Genomic DNA, 18,971 nt, shown 5'->3' with positions numbered 1-18,971 from the left:
CGCGGGGCTCACTCCTCCGCGGCACCCTCCCCCACCTGCGTCTCCAGGCGGGCCAGGGCGGCGCGGATGCCGTCGCCGTAGCTGTCGTCCCCGAGCGCGCCGATCGCTCCGCGCGCGCGGCGCAGATGGCTGCGGGCCGCTTCGGGGCGGGCCAGCTTCACATAGTCCGCGGCGAGGTTGAGGTGCAGCGAGGGGTAGAAACCGCGCACGGCGAGCGACTGGTGGTGGCGGCCGACGCGCTCGTCCGTGAGCTCGTCCGCGGCCGACAACGCCCTGAGGTCCCAGGCGAGTTCGTCCGCGGGGTCGTCCTGGGTGTCCGCCATGTAGTGCGCGAGCGTGCAGCGGTGCAGCGGGTCGCCGTGCTCGCCGATCTCGGACCAGAGCGCGAGGAAGCGGGTCCTCGCCTCCTCGCGGTCACCGGCGTGCTGGAGCATGGCCGCCTGCCCGATCCGGGTCATCACGGCGTCCTCGCCGTCCGCCGTCCGTTCCTGCCGCTGCGTCACCGCGCCGCCCTCCGCGTCCGCCGGAGCCGCGGCGGGCCCTCCCACCGCGCGTCCGTCGCCAGTCCGTCGTCAGTCCTTCGTCTGTCGTCGGTCCGCGGCACCGGCCGGTCCGGCCGGTGCCCAGGAACCGGTGACGACGCTAGCGGCCACCACTGACAATCGCGGTCAGGCGCGGTGCGGCGGGTCGATGCCCCGCCGTCCGGGCTCGGGCGGGCCCAGGGGCCGGGTCAGCCCAGGTCCGGGATCCGCCAGTCGATCGGCTCGTGGCCCTGCGCCGCCACCGCCGCGTCGATCTGCGTGAAGGGGCCCGAGCCGAAGAACTTCTTGGCGGACAGCGGGGAGGGGTGCGCGCCCTTGACGACGACGTGCCGCTCCGTGTCGATGAGGGGGAGCTTCTTCTGCGCGTAGTTCCCCCACAGGACGAAGACCGCCGGGTCCGGCCGGTCGGCCACCGCGCGGATCACCGCGTCCGTGAACTTCTCCCAGCCCTTGCCCTTGTGCGAGTTGGCCTCCCCGGCGCGGACCGTCAGGACCGCGTTCAGGAGCAGGACGCCCTGGCGGGCCCAGGGCATCAGATAGCCGTTGTCCGGCACCGGGTGGCCGAGCTCCTGGTGCAGCTCCTTGTAGATGTTCCGCAGGGAGGGCGGGGTCTTCACTCCGGGGCGGACCGAGAAGCACAGGCCGTGGCCCTGGCCCTCGCCGTGATAGGGGTCCTGGCCGAGGATGAGGACCTTCACGTCCTCGAACGGCGTGGCGTCGAGGGCGGCGAACACCTCGTCGCGCGGCGGATAGACCGGTCCCTTCGCCCGCTCCTCCTCGACGAACTCGGTGAGCTCCTTGAAGTAGGGCTTCTGGAGCTCCTCGCCGAGGACTCCGCGCCAGGACGCGGGCAGCATGGCGATGTCGGTCACGTCAACAACCTCCGGTGTGCGGTCACTTCCGCACCGGTGCGCAGGTGCCCCGGTGCACTGAAGAACCTACCGGCGGCCACTGACAATCGACCCGGCCGCACGGGCGGGGGCGGCGGCCGTACGGGCCGGGGCAGCGGCCGCACAGGGGCCGGTCCCCCCACCAGCCGGCTGAGCCGGCTACCAGCTGGTCTTGCGCCGCAGCTCCCACATCATCATGATCGCCGACGGATCGAGGGCGCGTTCGCCGCCCGCGATCTCCTCGCTCGCCATGATGTACTGCTTGCCCTGCCACAGCGGCAGCAGCCGCACGTCGTCGACGAGGATCCGCTGCGCCCGCTCGAACTGGTCGACGACGTTGCCCCGGTCCGCCTGCCGGCGCGAGCGCGGCAGCACCTGATCGGTGATCTCCGGGACCCGGTACGGCGTGTTCAGGACGTTGCGCTCGCCCACGAAGGGCGCGACGAAGTTGTCGGCGTCCGGGAAGTCGGGGAACCAGCCGCGCCCGAAGACCGGGTACTCGCCCTGCTTGTAGCCCGCCTCGAACTCCTTCCACGGCCGCCCCGTGACCGTGATGTCGAACAGGCCCGAGGCTTCCAGCTGCCGCTTGATCTCGGCGAACTCCGGCGCGGTCGCCGAGCCGTAGCGGTCGGTCGCGTACCAGAGGGTGAGCGGTACGCGCCCGGTGATGCCCGCGGAGGTGAGGATCCGCTTGGCCTTGGCCGCGCTCGGTTCGCCGTAGTCGTCGAAGAAGTCCGTGGTGTGCCCGGCGACGCCGCGCGGCACCATCGAGTACAGCGGCTCGACCGTGTCCTTGTAGACCTTGTGGGCGATGGCCCCGCGGTCGATGACCTGCGCGATCGCCTTGCGCACCGCGGGCTTGCGCGCCCACGGGTCCTTGGGGTTGAAGACCAGGTAGCGGATCTCCGTGCCCGCGCCCTCGACGAGCTGGATGTCGCCCTTCCTGCCCGGGTTCTGCTGCGCCACGACGTCCTCGGCGGCGAGGCCGCGGAAGGTGACGTCGACCTCCTCCTTGCGCAGCGCGCCGACCATCGCGGCGGAGGTATCGAAGTAGCGGATGGTCACGGCGTCGTTGTGGCGCTCGGCCGCACCCTTGTAGTGGCCGTTCTTGACGAGCTCGGCCCGCTCGCCGGCCTCGTACGACTTGAGCTCGTACGGCCCGGAGCCGGTGATGTCGTCGCCGTCGCGGACGTTGTCCGCCGGGTAGTCGCCGGGATTGACGATCGACATGGCGGGCGTCGCGAGCACGAACGGGAAGGTCGCGTCCGGCTTCTTGAGGCGGAAGACGACGGTCCGGTCGCCCTTGGTGACAACGGAGTCGAGCGAGCCGAGGAGCCCGGCCGGGCCGCCCTTGACCTTGGGGTCGATGTCCCGTATTCGGTCGATGGAGAACTTCACGGCCTTGGCGTCGAGATCGTCGCCGTCGGAGAACTTCAGGCCGTCGCGGAGTGTGCAGGAGTACACGGTGCTGGTGCTGTCCGTGAACCTGCAGGACCGCGCCGCGTCCGGTTCCGGCTCCGTGGCACCGGCCGGATAGCTCAGCAGCGTCTGGAACACGTTCCGGAACAGCTCCCACGAGCCGTCCCAGGAGGCCGCGGGGTCGAGCGTGGTCGGGGCGCTCGTCGTGCCGACGGTGATGGCGTCCTCGTCGTCCGAGTCCTCGGACGACAGCACACCGCACCCCGTGAGCAGGCCTGCCGCCAGCGCGGTCGACAGGGATGTCGCCGCCAACACCGCGGCCGGACGCGGAAATTGACCTCTTCTGAACACGCGCGCGCTCCTCGATCTGCCGTGCCATCGAGCGGCAGACCATACCGCAGCACCCCGCCGGTCCAACCCGGCTCGCCGACGGGGTGATTAATGCGTGCGTACATTGCTCTCGCGCACTTGTTGAGTGTTCTACGACCGGGTACGGTGGCCGCCCCGACCGCGCCGGGAGACCCCCGGCCGCGGTCTCAGCCGACGCCCGCGTTGAGGAACAGGCCGCCGTCGACCACGAGCGTCTGGCCGGTGATCCAGTCGGACTGGGCCGAGGTGAGGAACGCCGCCGCGCCACCGATGTCGGACGGCACGCCGAGCCGCCCCAGCGGGTACGCGGAGGTCACCTCCTCCTCGCGGCCCTCGTACAGGGCCCGCGCGAACTTGGTCTTCACGACCGCGGGCGCGATCGCGTTGACCCGCGCCTTCGGAGCGAACTCGTGCGCCAGCTGGAGCGTGAGGTTGACCATGGCGGCCTTGCTCATGCCGTACGCGCCGACGAACGGCGACGCGGCCACGCCCGCGATCGAGGCGATGTTCACGATCGCGCCGCCGTGCTCGCTCTGCCACGCCTTCCACGTCAGCTGCGCGAAACCGAGCGCCGAGAGCACGTTCGTCTCGAACACCTTGCGCGCCACGTTCAGGTCGAGGTCGGCCATCGGCCCGAAGACCGGGTTCGTACCGGCGTTGTTGACCAGGTAGTCGACGCGCCCGAAGGCCTCCATGGTCCGCTCGACGGCGACCGCCTGGTGCGCCTCGTCGTGGGCCTTGCCCGCGACGCCGATCACGCGGTCGGCGCCCAGCTTCTCGACGGCCGCCTTCAGCGCCTCCTCGTCGCGCCCGGTGATGCACACGCGGTCGCCGCGGGCGACGAGCGCCTCCGCGATGCCGTAGCCGATGCCGCGGCTCGCCCCGGTGACGAGCGCCGCCTTGCCGCTGTCCTGCACTGCCATCCGTACTGTCCTTTGCGCTGGGTGGGCGGAGGGGCGTTAGTTGAGGGGGCCGCCGGCGACGTACAGGACCTGCCCGGAGACAAAGCCCGCCGCGTCGCCCGTGAAGAAGGCGATGGCGTTGGCGATGTCCTCGGGCGTGCCGACGCGCTGCACCGGGATCTGCGTGGCGGCCGCGGCCTTGAAGTCCTCGAAGCCCATGCCCACGCGGTCGGCGGTGGCCTTGGTCATCTCCGTGGCGATGAAGCCGGGCGCCACCGAGTTGGCGGTGATGCCGAACTTGCCGAGCTCCTTGGCGAGCGTCTTGGTGAAGCCCTGCATGCCGGCCTTGGCCGCGGCGTAGTTGACCTGGCCGCGGTTGCCGAGCGCGGAGGAGCTCGACAGGTTCACGACGCGGCCGAAGCCCGCGTCCACCATGTGCTTCTGGCAGGCGCGGGACATCAGGAACGCGCCGCGCAGGTGCACGTTCATCACCGTGTCCCAGTCGTCGGCGCTCATCTTGAACAGCAGGTTGTCCCGCAGCACGCCCGCGTTGTTCACCAGGATCGTGGGCGCGCCGAGCTCCTGGGCGACCCGGGCGACGGCCGCCTCGACCTGGGCCTCGTCCGACACGTCGCAGCCGACGGCGAGTGCCTTGCCGCCCGCCGCCGTGATCTTCTCGACGGTGTCCTTGCAGGCGGCCTCGTCGAGGTCGATCACGGCGACGGCGCGGCCCTCGGCGGCGAGGCGGACGGCGGTGGCCGCGCCGATGCCTCGCGCTGCTCCGGTCACGACCGCGACGCGCTGCTCAGTGGTGGACATGCTGGCTCTCCTCGCCCTTGGGATGCGGCTCAGCGGCACGCCCCCAGGTGAGCGACCGCTTAGTACCTTCAGCAGACGAGACGCTAGAAGCCCTGGCACCCGGTGTCAACGGCCCCCAGGCCGGTTCCCCGGCCCGGGGCCCGTCCATCGGGCCGGGCCTACCGCACGAGCAGCTCGACGAGCCGCTCCACCTCGGCCTCGGGGTCGGCGGTGAGTCCCGTGTGCACGGGGCCCGGCTGCACGACGGTCGAGCGCGGCGCGATCAGCCAGCGGAAGCGCCGCCCCGCGTCGTCCCGCGCGGCCTGCCCCGCCGCGTCACCGCCCGCGCAGACCCCTTCGACGGCACGCAGGGCCGCGCGCACCCCGGCCGCGTCGGCCTCCGGGTCCAGGGCGCGGAGCTTGGCCTCGTCGAGGTGGGTGCGGGCGGCCACGAAGGACTTGGCACGGCAGTAGAGGACCACGCCCGCGTTGAACTGCTCGCCGCGCTCCACGCGCGGGACGACCCGGAGCAGCGCGTACTCGAAGACGTCCCGCGCGGGGGTCTCGGCGGCGGGGGCGGGAGTCCCCGGGGCGGGGGTCCGGCTCGCTTCGTTCACGTCGGTCACTGGGCGGCGCCTTCCAGGGTGATGCGTTCGTGGACGCTCTCCGCGCGCGGGAGCAGCGCGTCGGCGTAGGCCCGGCGCACGGCGTCGGCGCTGTCGAAGCCCGCCTCGCCGTCCAGCCAGGCGTCGGGCACGTCGGCGGTGACCTCGGCGAGCAGCTCCTTGGTGACGAGCGGGGCGAGCTCGGCGGCGGCCGCCGTCACATCGGGGCCGTACGGGGCGAGGACGTGGTCGGACGCGTCGTACGGCCGGGTCGCGGCGGCCTGGGCCGTGGGCCAGTTGTGGTGCCAGATCATGGTGGCGCCGTGGTCGATGAGCCAGACGTCGCCGTGCCACACCAGGAGGTTGGGGTTGCGCCACGAGCGGTCCACGTTGCCCACGAGCGCGTCGAACCACACGACGCGCCCGGCCTCCACGGGGTCGACCACGAAGGCCAGCGGGTCGAAGCCGAGGGCGCCCGGCAGGTACTCCATGCCCAGGTTCAGGCCGCCGCTCGACTTGAGCAGTTGCTGCACCTCCTGGTCCGGCTCGCCGAGGCCGAGCACCGGATCCAGCCGGATGCCCGTGAGCCCAGGCACGCGCAGGCCGAGGCGGCGCGCCAGCTGCCCGCAGATCACTTCGGCGACGAGCGTCTTGCGGCCCTGGCCCGCGCCCGCGAACTTCATGACGTACGTCGCGTACGCCCCGTGGCCGTCGTCGGTCTCGACGAGTCCGGGCAGCGACCCGCCCTCACGCAACGGCGTGACGTAGCGGACGGCGGTGACTTCGGTGAGCATGGCCCCAGGTTACTTCCGGGGTCCGACAGTTCGATCACGAGCCGGAGGGCCCCTTCGATCACGAGCGGCCCGGGGCTAGTGTCCGGTCATGGACTCCTCCGATCTTCCTGCCCAGTTCGCCCGGACCCGTCGTTTCGCGCTCGGGGTGCCCAGCGGCTTCACGGTGTCCCGGGACGGCGCGCACGTGCTCTTCGTACGCTCCACCGCCGGCGACGACCCGGTCAGCAGACTCTGGTCGTACGAGGTGGCCACCGGCGAGGAGCGCATGCTCGTCGACCCGCTCGCGCTCGGCGCGTCAGGGCCGGTGCCGGAGGCGGAGCGCGTGCGCAGGGAGCGGGCGCGGGAGGCCTCCCAGGGAGTGGTGGCCTACGCGACCGACGCCCACGCGCGCGTGGTGGCCTTAGCGGTCAACGGCGCGCTGTGGACGGTCCGGACCGACGGCGGCGCGCCCCGCCGGATCGACACGGCGGGACCGGTGGTCGACCCCCGCCCGTCGCCCGACGGCTCCCTCGTCGCGTACGTCACCGGGGGCGCCCTGCGCGTCGTGGGCGCCGACGGCACGGGGGACCGGGCGCTCGCCGAGCCCGAGAGCGACACGGTGACGTACGGCCTCGCCGATCACGTGGCCGCCGAGTCCATGCATCGGCACCGGGGGTTCTGGTGGTCGCCGGACGGCGACGCGCTCCTGGTGGCCCGGGTGGACACCGCGCGCGTGCGGCGCTGGTGGCTGTCGGACCCGGCGCACCCGGAGCGCGCGCCGCGCGCGGTGGCGTACCCGGCGGCGGGCACGGAGAACGCGGAGACGACGCTGCACATCGTGGCCGCGGACGGGACGCGGCGCGTCGCGGTGCGGACGCCGGAGAAGGCGGCACACCACCCCGAGGACCTCGAAGCGGCACACCACCCCGGAGGCCCCGAAGCGGCACACCACCCCGGAGTCCTCGAAGGAGAAGGGCACCACTCCGAAGGCGAGTGGACGGACGCCCGCTTCGACTACGTGCCGACGGCCGCCTGGGACGTGCACGGACCGCTGGTCACCCTTCAGACCCGCGACCAGCGCACCCTGTACGTCGTCGAGGTCGACCCGGAGACGGGCGAGTCCCACGTGGCCCGGCGCCAGCACGACAGCCCCTGGCTCCCCCTGGTACCGGGCACGCCCGCCCGCCTGGAGTGCGGCCGCCCGGTGCTGCACTGCCCCGTGGACCACGACACCCGGGGGCTGAGCGCGGGCACCGCGAAGACGCCGTCCGGCCTCCAGGTGCGCGAGGTGATCGGCATCGTGGGCGAGCGCGTGTGGTTCACGGCGTCGCACGAGCCCATGGAGACGCACGTCTGGTCGCTGTCACCGCTGGACGAGGAGGACGAGCCGGGCAGCGGTCTGTGCCGGATCAGCGCGGCGCCCGGCGTGCACACCGCCGCGGTCGGCGGCGCCACCGTGGTCCTGGACAGCAGCACTCCGGAGGGCCGGACGGTGTCCGTACTGCACGCGGGCCGCCCTGTAGGGAGCATCGCCGTGCTCTCCGAAGAGCCCGTCGTGACGCCACGGCCCCGCCATCTCACCCTTGGGGAGCGGGAGTTGCGCAGCTCCCTGTTCCTGCCTTCCTGGCATGAGGACGGCTCCGCGCGGCTGCCGGTGCTGCTGTGCCCGTACGCGGGTCCAGGAATCCAACTCGTCGTCCACGCGCGCGCGTGGTGGGCGGTCGTGGCCCAGTGGTTCGCCGAGCAGGGCTTCGCGGTGCTGATCACGGACGGCCGTGGCACTCCGGGGCGCGGGCGGCGGTGGGAGCAGGCCGTGTACGGCGACCAGTTGACGCCCGTCCTTGACGACCAGGTGGACGCGCTGCACGCCGCCGCGGAGGCGCACGCCGATCTGGACCTGGAGCGGGTGGGCATCCGCGGCTGGTCGTTCGGCGGCTATCTCGCGGCGGGTGCCGTGCTGCACCGCCCCGACGTCTTCCACGCCGCGGTGGCGGGGGCGGCACCGACGGACCTGCGCCTGTACGACACGCACTGGAAGGAACGTTTCCTTGGCCACCCCGACGTGCAGCCCCAGCACTACGAGCGCTGCTCGCTCATCGCCCACGCGCACCGTCTGTCCCGGCCCCTGATGCTGGTGCACGGCCTGTCCGACGACAACGTCCTGCCGGTGCACATGCTGCGCTTCTCGGCGGCGCTGCTCGCCGCGGGGCGGCCGCACACCGTGCTGCCGCTGCCCGGCGCGAGCCATCTGGTCGCTCAGGGAGACATCGCGGCGAACCTGCTCCGCCTGGAGCTCGACTTCCTCAAGAAATCCTTGAAGGCTTGAACAACCCGGCGCCGCCCTCCGTACCACCTGGCATGACTGTTTCCGGGGCAGAGCCTTCCAAGAACGTGGCCAAGGGCGTTTCCAGGGATGTCTTCAGAGATTCCCTCAGGGACGTTTCCCCTGGCGTCGCCAAGGCCGAGCCGCGCGGGCCCGCCCGCCGCACCGTCGTCACCGCCGTCGGAGCGGCCGGTCTTGCCGCCGCGCTCGCCGCGTGCGGCTCGGACGACGACAAGGACTCGTCCGAGCCCGCGGGCGAGGCGTCGGACAAGGAGCAGGGCGGCGGGGGCGCGGGCGGCGCCGTGCTCGCCAGGACCGCGGACATCCCCGTGGGCGGCGGCAAGATCTTCAAGGACGAGGGCGTGGTGGTCACACAGCCGACGAAGGGCGAGTTCAAGGCCTTCTCCAACCGCTGCACCCACAAGCAGTGCCCCGTGACGAGCGTGGCGGGCGGCACCATCAACTGCCCCTGTCACGGCAGCAAGTTCGACATCGCCGACGGCAGCGTGAAGCAGAACCCGGCGCCGAAGCCGCTGCCCGCGGCGGAGATCAGCGTGGAGGGCGGCGAGATCAAACTGGCCTGACGCGCGGCCCGTTCCAGACCCCAAGGACCTCCTCGGTCGAGGTCACGGTGGCGACCAGGGCGAGGGTGTTGCGGACCATCGCGGGGGTGTACTCGGAGGGGACTCCCGCGATGGCGTCCGCAGGCACGACGGCGGCGTAGCCGAGGTTCACCGCGTCGAAGACGGCGTTCGGGATCGCCACGTTCGCCGAGACGCCGGTCACCACGAGGGTGCGGCAGCCCAGGTTGCGCAGCAGGGCGTCGACGTCGGTGCCCGCGATCGGGGAGAGCCCGTGCAGGCGGCGTACGACGAGGTCCTCGTCGGCGACCTCGATCGGCGGGGCGACGCGCACCGCCGTCGTGCCGGACAGCTGCTGCACGGGGAGCCGTTCGGCGGCGCGGAACAGGCGCGCGTTGCGGTTGGCGCCGCGCCCGTCGGGCCGCCGCTCGGCGACGGCGTGCAGGACCTGGACCCCTCTGAGGTGGGCGGTGGCCACCAGCCGCGCCACGTTGACGAGGGCGCCCGACGACCGCGCCTCCTTGGCGAGTTCGGGCAGCGCGCTGTCCGTCCCGACGACGCCCTGCTGGCACTCGACCGTCATCAGGACGGTGGTGGCCGGGTCGAGCAGTTCCCCGAGGTGTTCGTACGACGGCATGGCTCTCCCTGTCGGCGTGGTCGCCCGGTCGGCCAGGCCCCCGGTCGCGGTCCGCGGGAGGCTAACCGGCATTGCGCCCGGACGGAAGACGCCCCATGCTCTTCTGACGCACTGTCAGCGCTCTGCAGACGCACCGTCAGCCACCACCGTCAACAGCCGGAGCCGCCGGGCGACCGGGCAAGGAGACGACGCATGGCCACCACACAGCGCCGCGGCCGCAGGATCATGATGACGCCGCCCGAACTGGACGCGTTCCTGGCCGAGCAGCGCACCTGCCGGGTCGCCACGGTGTCAGCCGACGGCGCCCCGCACGTCAGCGCGCTCTGGTTCGCCTGGGACGGCACGTCCCTGTGGCTGTACTCCATCACCCGAAGCAGGCGCTGGGCCGAGCTGCGCCGCGACCCGCGGATCGCCGTCGTCGTGGACGCGGGCGAGCGGTACGAGGAGCTGCGGGGAGCCGAGCTCACCGGCACCGCCGAGTTCGTCGGCGAGGTCCCGCGCACCGGGGAGCCCTGCCCCGAACTCGACGCCCCGGAACGCCTGTTCGCCCGCAAGAACTTCGGCCTGGAGGAGATGGTGCACGACGGCCGCCACGCGTGGCTCCGCCTGACGCCGGACACGATCGCTTCGTGGGATTTCCGCAAGCTGTCCGGGACAGAATCAGCCCGTCCGGCGTTTGAGGACGAGCGCGAAGCGCGATAGACGGCACGCCATCCCACCCGCACGAAAATGTCACCCCAACCCGGCCCCCGCAACCCTCAACGCCTCCACCGCCGCCCGAATAGAGGGCCGGCGATCGGCGTCGGAGCGCCACACCACGTACACATGCCGCCGCACCCGCTGCCGCACCGGCGCCGTCCGCACGCCCGCCGGCATCGGGTCGCGGCCGAGCCGCGGCGCCACGCAGACGCCGAGCCCCGCCGCGACGAGCGCGAGCTGCGTGTGGTGCTCCTCGGCGCGGTGGGCGATGCGCGGCTCGAAGCCCTTCGCGCGCAGCGTGAACATCAGCCACTCATGGCAGAACTCGCCCTCCGTCCACGTGATCCACTCGTCCTCGGCGAAGTCCTCCAGGTCGACCTCGGGGCGGTCGGCCATCGGGTGGGCGGCCGGCATCGCGACGTCGGCGGGGTCGTCGAGCACCGGCGCCTTCATGAGGCCATCGGGCAGCGGCAGCGGCTTGTTGTACCAGTCGAGGACCACCGCCAGGTCCAGGTCGCCGCGGACCACGCCGCGCACGCCCTGCTGCGGCTCCGACTCCTGCGCCTCGACGCGCAGGCCGGGGTGGCGCACCCGCAGGGACGACAGGGCGGCGGGCAGCAGGCCCCGCATGGCCGTCGGGAACGCGGAGATCCGCAGCTCGCCGACCGCCTTGCCGCGCTGCTGCTCCAGGTCGGACTGGGCGAGCTCGACCTGGGACAGGATGCGCGCCGCGTGGTCGGCGAGCAGCCGCCCGGCGTCGGTGAGGCGCACGCCCCTGCCGTTCTTGGCGAGCAGCTGCTGGCCCACCTCCCGCTCCAGCTTGGTCATCTGCTGCGAGACCGCGGACGTCGTGACGTGCAGCCCGGCCGCCGCGCCGCTCACCGATCCGTGCCGGGCGAGGGCGTCGAGCGTGCGCAGGCGCTCCAGGTTCAGCATGGCCGCTCCAGGTTCGACATGTAAGCGATGCTACGCGATACCAGGCAAGAAAACTCGCTTGTGCTAAGAGATCGCTTGATCCATCGTGGCTTGCATGACCACCCCTGCCACCACCCCGGCCGCCCCGGCCCCGGCCCTCGCACCGCCACCCGCACCCGCACCCGCCCCAGCCCCGGCGTCGACCCAGGAGCCCGGCGCGCGCACAGACGGCCGCCGCAAGCTCGACTGGCGCCTGCGCTTCGCCTTCCTGTCCCTCGTCTGGGGCTTCAGCTTCCTGTTCATCAAGGTCGGCACGGAGGGGTACGCGCCGTTCCAGGTCACCTTCGGGCGGCTCCTGTTCGGCACGGCGGTGGTCGCCGTCGTCCTGGTGGTCAAGCGCGAACGGCTCCCCCGCTCCCCGCGCACGTGGGCGCACCTGTCGGTGGCGGCGCTGCTGCTCAACGCGGCGCCGTTCTCACTGTTCGCGTACTCCGAGCTGACGATCCCCTCGACGCTCGCGGGGATCTGCAACGCGACGTCACCGCTGTGGGGCATGGCCCTGTCGCTCGTCGCCCTCTCCGAGGACCGCCCCACGCGGCGCCGGGTCGCGGGGCTCGGGCTCGGCTTCCTGGGCGTCCTCACGGTGCTCGGCGCCTGGCAGGGCTTCAGCGGCCTGGACGCGCGCGGCACAGCCATGGCGCTGCTCGCCTCGCTCTGCTACCCGATCGGCTGGATCTACGTCCGCCGCACGCTGGCGGGCTCGGGCCACTCGAACCTCGCCCTCACCGGCGCCCAGCTCTTCGTAGCGACGCTCGAACTGGCCGTCGTGACGCCCCTGTTCACGTCGCTGCCCAGCCACTTCCCCGTGGTGCCGCTGCTCGCGGTCGTCGCCCTCGGCGCGGTCGGCACCGGCCTGGCCTTCCTGATCCAGTACGACATCGTCGCCGAAGTCGGCCCGACGACGGCCCAGATGGTCACGTACTTCACCCCGGTCATCGCGACGGCGGCGGGCGTAGCGGTGCTCGGTGAGTCCCTGACCTGGACGACTCCGGTCGGCGCCGTGATCATCCTCGCGGGGGCCGCCCTCACCCAGTCCAGACCGCGCGCCCGGCGGACCTGAGCCCCCGGCCCCGGAGTTCACCCGTAGCGCCGCGCGGGCACGGGCCCGATGGCCGCCGCCACGGCGTCGGCCACCGTCGCGATGTCGTCGCCGGTGAGCGCCGAGACGGTGATCCGCACACCGGGAGGCGCGCCCAGCCGGTACCGCGCCCCCGGGGAGACCGCCCAGCCCGCGTGCAGCAGCCGCGCGACCGCCCCGGTCTCGTCGGGCACCGGTACCCACACGTTCATGCCGCTGCGCCCGTACGCCGTGACACCGCGCTCGGCGAGGGCGGCGATCAGCGCGTCGCGCCTGCGGCCGTAGGCCCCGGCCACCGCCCGCGGGTCCACGGCCCCGCTCTCCCACAGGTGTGTCACGGCACGCTGGAGGACCTTGCTCACCCACCCGGGCCCGAGCCGGATCCGGCCCTGCACCCGGTCGACGGTCTCCGCGTCACCGGTGAGCACGGCGAGCCGCAGATCGGGCCCGTAGGCCTTGGCCGTGGAGCGGACGAACGCCCAGCTGTGCGTGGCGCCGGACAGCGTGTGCAGCGGCAGGTCGACGATGCCGTGACCGTGGTCGTCCTCGACGACCAGCGTCTCCTTGTGGACGGCGAGCACTTTCCGTACGGCACGCGCGCGTGCGGCACCGACGGCGGCGCCGGTGGGGTTCTGGGCGCGGCTGGTGACCACCAGGGCACGGGCGCCGGACCGCAGGGCCCGCTCCACGTCGTCGGGCAGCGGCCCGTCGTCGTCGACGCCGACCGGCACCGGCCGCAGCCCGAGGGCGGACACGAGGTCGAGCACGCTGCCCCAGCCCGGGTCCTCGACGGCCACGGCGTCGCCGACTTTGAGTCGCGCCGCGAGCACCCGCTCGATCCCGTCCAGCGCCCCGGAGGTGACGGTGACAGGACCGTCCGGCACGCCGTCCGCGTCCAGCGCCCCGCGCGCGTGGCGGCTCAAATCCGGGTCCACGGCCGCCTCCCCGTACAGGACGGGGTTCTTCTCCGACAGCGCCACCGCCGCCGCGAAGGCCTCGGCGAGCGGGGGCAGCAGGGCCGTGTCCGGATTGCCGCTCGCCACGTCCCGCACCCCGGGCGGCACCTCCACGCGGCTGTACTCCCGCGCCGTCGTGGCCGGCTTGCTCCGCACCCGGCTGCCGCGCCGCCCGGCCGTCTCGATGACGCCGCGCTCGCGCAGCGTGCGGTAGGCGGCCGCCACCGTATTGGGATTGACACCCAGACGGCCCGCCAACTCCCGCATCGGGGGCAGGAGTTGCCCCGGCTCCAGCTCGCCGTGCCCCACCGCACGCTCGACACTGGCCGCGATCTCGGCTGCGCGCCGCCCGACGATCGGATACTCTCCTAGCACAAAGCACAGTATGCACTAGCGCAATAAAGCCCGCAAACGGCCACGCGGACAGCCCCGTACGACGCCCGTACGACACCGGTACGACGTCCGTACGGCCCCGCAGCGCCCCGACGACACCACACGCGCACACGAGAGGGAGAAAGGCATGGCGACCACCCAGCCGGCAGCGACGGACAGCGCGCCGCAGGAGCCGTCCTACGCACCGACCGACCGCACCGTCCCCACCCGGTCCCGCGACCGCGCCGCGTACGACCACGCGCTGGTGCACGCGATACTCGACGAGACGTACCTGTGCCACCTCGGCTTCGTGCGCGACGGCGCGCCCGTGGTCCTGCCGACGCTGTACGGCCGGGTGGGCGAGACGCTGTACGTGCACGGGTCGACGGGGTCCCGGCCGCTGCGGATGGCGGGCGCCGCGGGCGGCGAGGAGGCGGACCCGGGCCTGCCCGTGTGCCTGACGGTCACCCACGTCGACGACCTGGTCCTGGCCCGGTCGGCCTTCCACCACTCGGTCAACTACCGCTCCGTGGTGGTGCACGGCATCGCGCACCAGGTCACGGACCCCGAGGAGAAGCGCACCGCGCTCGACGCGATCGTCGACCACGTCGTGCCCGGCCGCGCCGCCGACTCGCGGCCCGCGAACGGCAAGGAACTCGCGGCGACCGCCGTCCTCCGCCTCGACCTCGACGAGGTGTCGGCGAAGCTGCGCACCGGCGACCCGACCGACGATCCGGAGGACATGGACCTGCCGTACTGGTCGGGCCTCGTCCCGGTGCGCAAGGGCTACGACCCGGTCGTCCCGTCCCCCGACCTCGCTCCCGGCATCGAGGTACCCGACTATCTGATCGAGCTCTGACGTGGTGCTGCTCGTCCACCCCTGGGACGCCCCGGGGTCCGACGCCGAGTGGCAGGACTGGCTCGCCGTCCGCGACTTCGGGCAGCTCGGGGTGAACGGCCTGCCCGGCGAGCCGCCGCACCTCCAGCCGACGCACTTCGTGTACGACGCGGATGCGGGCCCGCGCGGCCGCGTCCTGATCCATCTGGCGCGCCCCAACCCACTGTGGGCCGCGCTCGAGGCGAACCCGGACGTCGTCCTGAGCGTGGTCGACGACTACGTCTTCGTGCCGGGCCCCTGGGCGGCGGCCCCGGACGCGCCGGCCGAGCACGGCGTGCCGACCAGCTTCTACGCCGCCGTCCAGCTCCGCTGCGCGGCCCGCGTCGTGGACGACCCCGCGGAGAAGGCCGCACTCCTGAACCGCCAGCTCGCCCACTTCCAGGCCGAGGGCGGCTCCGTGGCCGCGGCGGTGGGCGAGGCGCCGTACGGCCGGCTGCTCTCCGGCATCCGCGGCCTGTCCCTCGACGTGGTGGACGTACAGGCGAAGTTCAAGTACGCCCACCACAAGCCCCTTGAGGTGCAGGACCGGATCGCCGCGGGGCTCAAGGAGCGCGGCGGGCCGCGGGACGCGGCGGCGCTCGACCATCAGCTGCGGCGGCGCCGGGCGGGGTGAGGGCGGTGGGGGTCGGCGCCCTAGGGGGCGGGGCGCGGTGCACCCCGCCCCACTACCCGTGAGGGGCGCCCGTCCCTCAGCCAGCCACCCCCTCCCGACGCGCCCGCGCCGCCCCGCGCGCCTCCGCGGCGGCGAGGCCCGTCACCGCCGCCAGCATCAGCAGGGTGCCCGCGACGGTGGCCGCGTTCAGCTGTTCACCGAGCAGGGTGACGGCGATGGCCGCCGCGCTCACCGGTTCCAGGAGCATGATCACGGAGACGGTGGCGGAGCGGACGACGGCGGCCCCGGCGAAGTACAGCGCGTACGCGAGCGCCGTCGGCACGGCGGCGATGTACAGCAGGCAGACCAGGACCCGCGCGGGGTCGGACGCGTGCGGCGCGAGCCCCTCGGCCGCGGCGAACGGCAGCAGGCACAGCGACACGACCGCGAACGACCACACCGTCGTGCCGGCCGAGTCGCCCCCTCCGTCGCGCCCCCACCACCGGGTGAGCAGCGTCATCACGGCGTACCCGGCGGCCGAAAGCAGCGCGAAGACGACGCCCCAGGGCCGGACGGCCGCGTCACCCCCGCCCACGAACAGCACGCCGAGCCCGGCGAGCGCGCCGCCCACCGCACACAGGCCGCCGGCCCCGAGCCGCTCCCCCATCGTGAGGCGCGCGCCGAGCGCGATCAGGACCGGGCCCGCGCCCAGCGTGACGACGGTGCCGACGGCGAGCCCGGTCGCCTCGACGGCCGCGAAGTACGCGGTCTGGAAGACGGCGAGGGCGACGCCGATGGCGGTGATCCGCAACGTCCTGCTGCGCAGGGGCAGGCGCGCGGCGGTCTGCGCGGCACCGCGCGACCGCAGCAGCCGCGCCGCGAGAAGCAGCAGGAACCCTCCGGCGCACCGCCAGAAGGAGAGGGCGACGGGCCCCATGTCGCTGGCCGCGAAGACCAGCGAGGCAGCCGCGCCCGCGGTGCCCCAGGCGGCACCGGCGAAAGCGAGATGGACGAGTCCGCGCCCGACGGACAGGCCGGGCACAGGAGTGGACGCAGAAAGGGACGTACGGGAAACGCTGGACGCGTTCGACACGCTCGACACGTGGAATCTCCGCAGAAGTTCAGATGAGGAGACCGCGTCAGGGCCGGGCACCGAGTGACGACGACACAACGGAAGACGCCACAAGAAGGAACACAAGCAGAGAGAAGAAAAGAAGGTGCTCGGACGACGCAGGTCCTGGACTGTCGTCTGCGGGCAGCACCGTTCGGCCCGGCCATCGGCCAGGGCAGATCCGTGAGAGGCCCGCGCTAGGCGGCCGGAGGCGGAAGAACGAGTGCTCGTGCGTGCATGATCAGCACCCTATGCGGCGGTCCCGCTCGGGGACAACTCCTGTTCGGATTCCGGGACAACGCCGGTGACCTGGTCCTGCGACGGCTTCGCCGGGGTCCCCGACTGCGCGATGAACGCGCCCACGAGCACGACGGCACCGCCGGCGAGCTGCGGCGCCGACAGGCGTTCGCCGAGCACGACCCAGGCGAGCACCGTCGCGATCACCGCTTCGAGACAGGCCACGACGCCCGCCACCTGCGGCGAGAGCCTGCGCACGGACGGCACCCCGGTGACGTACGCGACGACGGTCGCGATCAGCACGATCCAGCCGAGCAGCGCCCAGGCGGGCACCGCCGAGCCGCCCACGTCGGCGCTGTCGCCGAGCAGCCGCCAGTCCATGCCCCAGGGCCGCGCGATCAGCGTGAGCACGGCCGTGCCGACGAGCAGGGCGTACGCGACGACGCCGAGCGGGTCCGGGGCGTCGTCGCCCGCGTCGCCGCCCTGGTCGGACAGGACGAAGTACCCGGCCTGGCAGCAGGCGGCACCGACCGCGAGCAGCAGCCCGACGGCGTCGAAGCCGACGCCCGACCAGATCTCGACGACGCAGGCGAGCCCGGCGACGGCGAGGACCACGCCGAGCGCGGCCGCCCGCGTCACCGGCCTGCGCTGCACGAACCGCACCCAGCCGAGGACGAGGGCCGGCGCGAGGTACTCGACGAGCAGGGCGACGCCCACCGGGACGCGGGAGATGGCGGCGAAGTAGCAGGCCTGGACACCGGCGACGGCGAGCAGGCCGAAGCCCGCGAGCAGCAGGGGCCGGCGCCGTACGAGTCCGCGGTGGCGCCAGGCGACGGGCAGCATGACGAGGGCGGCGCCCGCCACGCGCAGCCACACCACGTGCAGCGGGTCGAGGCCCGCCTCGATCAGCGGCTTGGCCGCGACGCCGGAGCCGCCGAAGGCGAACGCCGACACGAGCGCGAGGCTCAGCCCGAGCCCTCTGCCGTGCCCCGCCCGGCCCGCCCGATCACCCTGAAGTTTCTCCTGAGACCCGCTCACCGCCACATGATGACCAGTCGCCGTCAGGAGCAACACCTTTGATGACCACTGTCTCAATCGGCGGACGTCCTCAACGCGGCGGACAACAGCGGACAACGGCGAACAGCGGACAGCGAACAGCGGACAGCGGACAGCGGCCGCCTGACACCGCTCCGGCCCGACCGCGATCACCAGCCGGACTCGTACCCCGCCTCCGGCCCGCTCTCGACCCGGCGCAGCAGCGCGTCGGCGTCGACCCCGGCGCGGCGCAGCACCTCGACGGCCCGGCACTCGCGGTCGGCGGCGAGGGCGGCAAGCAGGTCGAGGCCGCGGGCCTGCGGCTCGCCCCGCAGCGCGGCCCGCTCGAGGGCCGCCTCCATGGCGCCTGCGGCGGCGGGCGAGAGAACCGTTTCTTTGGCCGACGCGATCACCGGCACGGCCCCGGAGTCCTCGACGGTGCCCTGCCACTGCAGCCCGTACCCGATGCTGCGCTGCACGAGGTAGCCGAGCAGCCGCGCCACCTGCTCGCCGCCGTCGAAGACCGCCCGCACCTGCGGCTCGTACTCCAGGAGCGAGTGCAGCAGATGCGCGGTGTCGACCTGCCGGTCCCCGTCCCGCACGGCCCGTCTGCGCGCACCGGACATCACCGAGGCCAGCGCCACGCTCAGGCTGGAGTCGATGTCCGTTCGGGTCGGGCCGGATTCTGCGCCCTGGGGGGTACGGCTTTGCACACCTCCCACCCCATCAGTCGTCAGAGGCAACGGCATCGGCGGCGGGAAGCATTTCGCCGTCCGACACAGGGTGGGCACCGCCGGGAGGGTTGTCCTCCTTACGGATGACATCCGGCCGTTTTCGCAGGTGGGGCGCGCGCCGCCTTGCTTCGCGCCGGGTACGCAACCGCCGTGCACCGGCGCTCGTCTGTCAGTGGCATGGAGACCAGATGCTGGTTGGTCACCCTGCCGGCGATCGACGGCAGACAGTACGTGTACCGGGTGTACGCGCCCGAGGACGCCCTGCCCGCCGACCTGTTCTGGGAGGCCTGGCACTGCCACGACGAAGGCCCCTTCCCCCGGGCCCCCGACCTGTTCGACGCGGCGGCGATACGGCGCGTCGGCTGACCCCCTGTCCGACGCGGCAGCCGACCCCGCCTCACGCGGCGGCCGCCCCCGCCTGACACGCGCCCGACCCACCCGCCGC

At 73.2% G+C, this 18,971-nt stretch carries 20 protein-coding genes; 7 read left to right on the top strand and 13 right to left on the bottom strand.

Annotated elements, in window-relative coordinates:
- Positions 1-8: 8 nt before the first annotated feature.
- From ACFWZ5_RS19395 to ACFWZ5_RS19365, 7 genes are all read right to left on the bottom strand, one after another.
- Complete coding sequence (locus tag ACFWZ5_RS19395) at positions 9-503, bottom strand: hypothetical protein (RefSeq protein WP_384797457.1); 495 nt, start codon at positions 501-503, stop codon at positions 9-11.
- A gap of 227 nt (positions 504-730) precedes the next feature.
- A complete protein-coding gene (gene ung / locus ACFWZ5_RS19390) occupies positions 731-1,414 on the bottom strand; it encodes a uracil-DNA glycosylase (protein WP_384797410.1) in 684 nt (227 codons plus the stop codon).
- A gap of 177 nt (positions 1,415-1,591) precedes the next feature.
- Positions 1,592-3,202, bottom strand: a complete 1,611-nt coding sequence (locus ACFWZ5_RS19385) for an ABC transporter substrate-binding protein (protein ID WP_384797407.1) — start codon at positions 3,200-3,202, stop codon at positions 1,592-1,594.
- A 185-nt stretch (positions 3,203-3,387) separates the two neighbouring features.
- Entirely contained in the window at positions 3,388-4,143 is a 756-nt protein-coding gene (locus ACFWZ5_RS19380) for an SDR family oxidoreductase (RefSeq protein WP_384797404.1), read from the bottom strand.
- Positions 4,144-4,179: 36 nt separating this feature from the next.
- Positions 4,180-4,941, bottom strand: a complete 762-nt coding sequence (fabG, locus tag ACFWZ5_RS19375) for a 3-oxoacyl-ACP reductase FabG (RefSeq protein ID WP_384797401.1) — start codon at positions 4,939-4,941, stop codon at positions 4,180-4,182.
- Positions 4,942-5,099: 158 nt separating this feature from the next.
- Positions 5,100-5,453, bottom strand: coding sequence for a DUF3037 domain-containing protein (locus ACFWZ5_RS19370; protein WP_384797454.1), 354 nt, complete (start codon positions 5,451-5,453; stop codon positions 5,100-5,102).
- Positions 5,454-5,542: 89 nt separating this feature from the next.
- Positions 5,543-6,319 carry a HipA family kinase gene (locus ACFWZ5_RS19365; protein WP_384797398.1) on the bottom strand — a complete coding sequence of 259 codons (777 nt, stop codon included), beginning with the start codon at positions 6,317-6,319 and terminating at the stop codon, positions 5,543-5,545.
- A gap of 88 nt (positions 6,320-6,407) precedes the next feature.
- Between ACFWZ5_RS19365 and ACFWZ5_RS19360 the strand changes: the two genes are divergently transcribed.
- Both ACFWZ5_RS19360 and ACFWZ5_RS19355 read left to right on the top strand, forming a co-directional pair.
- On the top strand, positions 6,408-8,624 hold the full coding sequence (locus ACFWZ5_RS19360; RefSeq protein ID WP_384797395.1) for a prolyl oligopeptidase family serine peptidase: 2,217 nt from the start codon (positions 6,408-6,410) through the stop codon (positions 8,622-8,624).
- Positions 8,625-8,656: 32 nt separating this feature from the next.
- Positions 8,657-9,205, top strand: coding sequence for a Rieske (2Fe-2S) protein (locus tag ACFWZ5_RS19355; protein ID WP_384797392.1), 549 nt, complete (start codon positions 8,657-8,659; stop codon positions 9,203-9,205).
- On the opposite strand, the gene ACFWZ5_RS19350 is transcribed toward ACFWZ5_RS19355, so the two are convergent.
- Positions 9,192-9,839 (bottom strand): cysteine hydrolase, encoded by a 648-nt coding sequence (locus ACFWZ5_RS19350; protein WP_384797389.1) that lies wholly within the window; start codon positions 9,837-9,839, stop codon positions 9,192-9,194. The genes ACFWZ5_RS19355 and ACFWZ5_RS19350 overlap by 14 nt on opposite strands.
- Before the next feature lie 192 nt (positions 9,840-10,031).
- Between ACFWZ5_RS19350 and ACFWZ5_RS19345 the strand changes: the two genes are divergently transcribed.
- On the top strand, positions 10,032-10,541 hold the full coding sequence (locus tag ACFWZ5_RS19345) for a pyridoxamine 5'-phosphate oxidase family protein (RefSeq protein ID WP_384797386.1): 510 nt from the start codon (positions 10,032-10,034) through the stop codon (positions 10,539-10,541).
- A 30-nt stretch (positions 10,542-10,571) separates the two neighbouring features.
- Here the strand turns inward: ACFWZ5_RS19345 and ACFWZ5_RS19340 are convergent, their stop codons facing one another.
- Entirely contained in the window at positions 10,572-11,474 is a 903-nt protein-coding gene (locus ACFWZ5_RS19340; RefSeq protein WP_384797383.1) for a LysR family transcriptional regulator, read from the bottom strand.
- Positions 11,475-11,568: 94 nt separating this feature from the next.
- On the opposite strand from ACFWZ5_RS19340, the gene ACFWZ5_RS19335 reads away from it, so the two are divergent.
- A complete protein-coding gene (locus ACFWZ5_RS19335) occupies positions 11,569-12,573 on the top strand; it encodes a DMT family transporter (protein ID WP_384890888.1) in 1,005 nt (334 codons plus the stop codon).
- A 17-nt stretch (positions 12,574-12,590) separates the two neighbouring features.
- On the opposite strand, the gene ACFWZ5_RS19330 is transcribed toward ACFWZ5_RS19335, so the two are convergent.
- Positions 12,591-13,922 carry an aminotransferase class I/II-fold pyridoxal phosphate-dependent enzyme gene (locus ACFWZ5_RS19330; protein WP_384804796.1) on the bottom strand — a complete coding sequence of 444 codons (1,332 nt, stop codon included), beginning with the start codon at positions 13,920-13,922 and terminating at the stop codon, positions 12,591-12,593.
- Positions 13,923-14,067: 145 nt separating this feature from the next.
- On the opposite strand from ACFWZ5_RS19330, the gene ACFWZ5_RS19325 reads away from it, so the two are divergent.
- A complete protein-coding gene (locus ACFWZ5_RS19325; RefSeq protein ID WP_384804798.1) occupies positions 14,068-14,778 on the top strand; it encodes a pyridoxamine 5'-phosphate oxidase family protein in 711 nt (236 codons plus the stop codon).
- A 7-nt stretch (positions 14,779-14,785) separates the two neighbouring features.
- Complete coding sequence (locus ACFWZ5_RS19320) at positions 14,786-15,430, top strand: FMN-binding negative transcriptional regulator (RefSeq protein ID WP_384804812.1); 645 nt, start codon at positions 14,786-14,788, stop codon at positions 15,428-15,430.
- Between the two features lie 76 nt (positions 15,431-15,506).
- On the opposite strand, the gene ACFWZ5_RS19315 is transcribed toward ACFWZ5_RS19320, so the two are convergent.
- From ACFWZ5_RS19315 to ACFWZ5_RS19305, 3 genes are all read right to left on the bottom strand, one after another.
- Positions 15,507-16,451, bottom strand: coding sequence for a DMT family transporter (locus tag ACFWZ5_RS19315; RefSeq protein WP_384804800.1), 945 nt, complete (start codon positions 16,449-16,451; stop codon positions 15,507-15,509).
- Positions 16,452-16,769: 318 nt separating this feature from the next.
- The gene (locus ACFWZ5_RS19310) at positions 16,770-17,795 is read right to left on the bottom strand and encodes a DMT family transporter (protein ID WP_384804802.1); all 1,026 of its coding nucleotides are present in this window, start codon (positions 17,793-17,795) and stop codon (positions 16,770-16,772) included.
- Positions 17,796-17,962: 167 nt separating this feature from the next.
- A complete protein-coding gene (locus tag ACFWZ5_RS19305) occupies positions 17,963-18,505 on the bottom strand; it encodes a Clp protease N-terminal domain-containing protein (RefSeq protein ID WP_384804804.1) in 543 nt (180 codons plus the stop codon).
- Positions 18,506-18,703: 198 nt separating this feature from the next.
- Between ACFWZ5_RS19305 and ACFWZ5_RS19300 the strand changes: the two genes are divergently transcribed.
- Entirely contained in the window at positions 18,704-18,892 is a 189-nt protein-coding gene (locus ACFWZ5_RS19300) for a hypothetical protein (protein WP_384804806.1), read from the top strand.
- Positions 18,893-18,971: the final 79 nt, after the last annotated feature.

This window comes from Streptomyces sp. NPDC059003, from assembly GCF_042740445.1.
In the GTDB taxonomy this organism is placed as follows: Bacteria; Actinomycetota; Actinomycetes; order Streptomycetales; family Streptomycetaceae; genus Streptomyces.
This window is presented reverse-complemented; position numbering and strand designations above follow the sequence as displayed.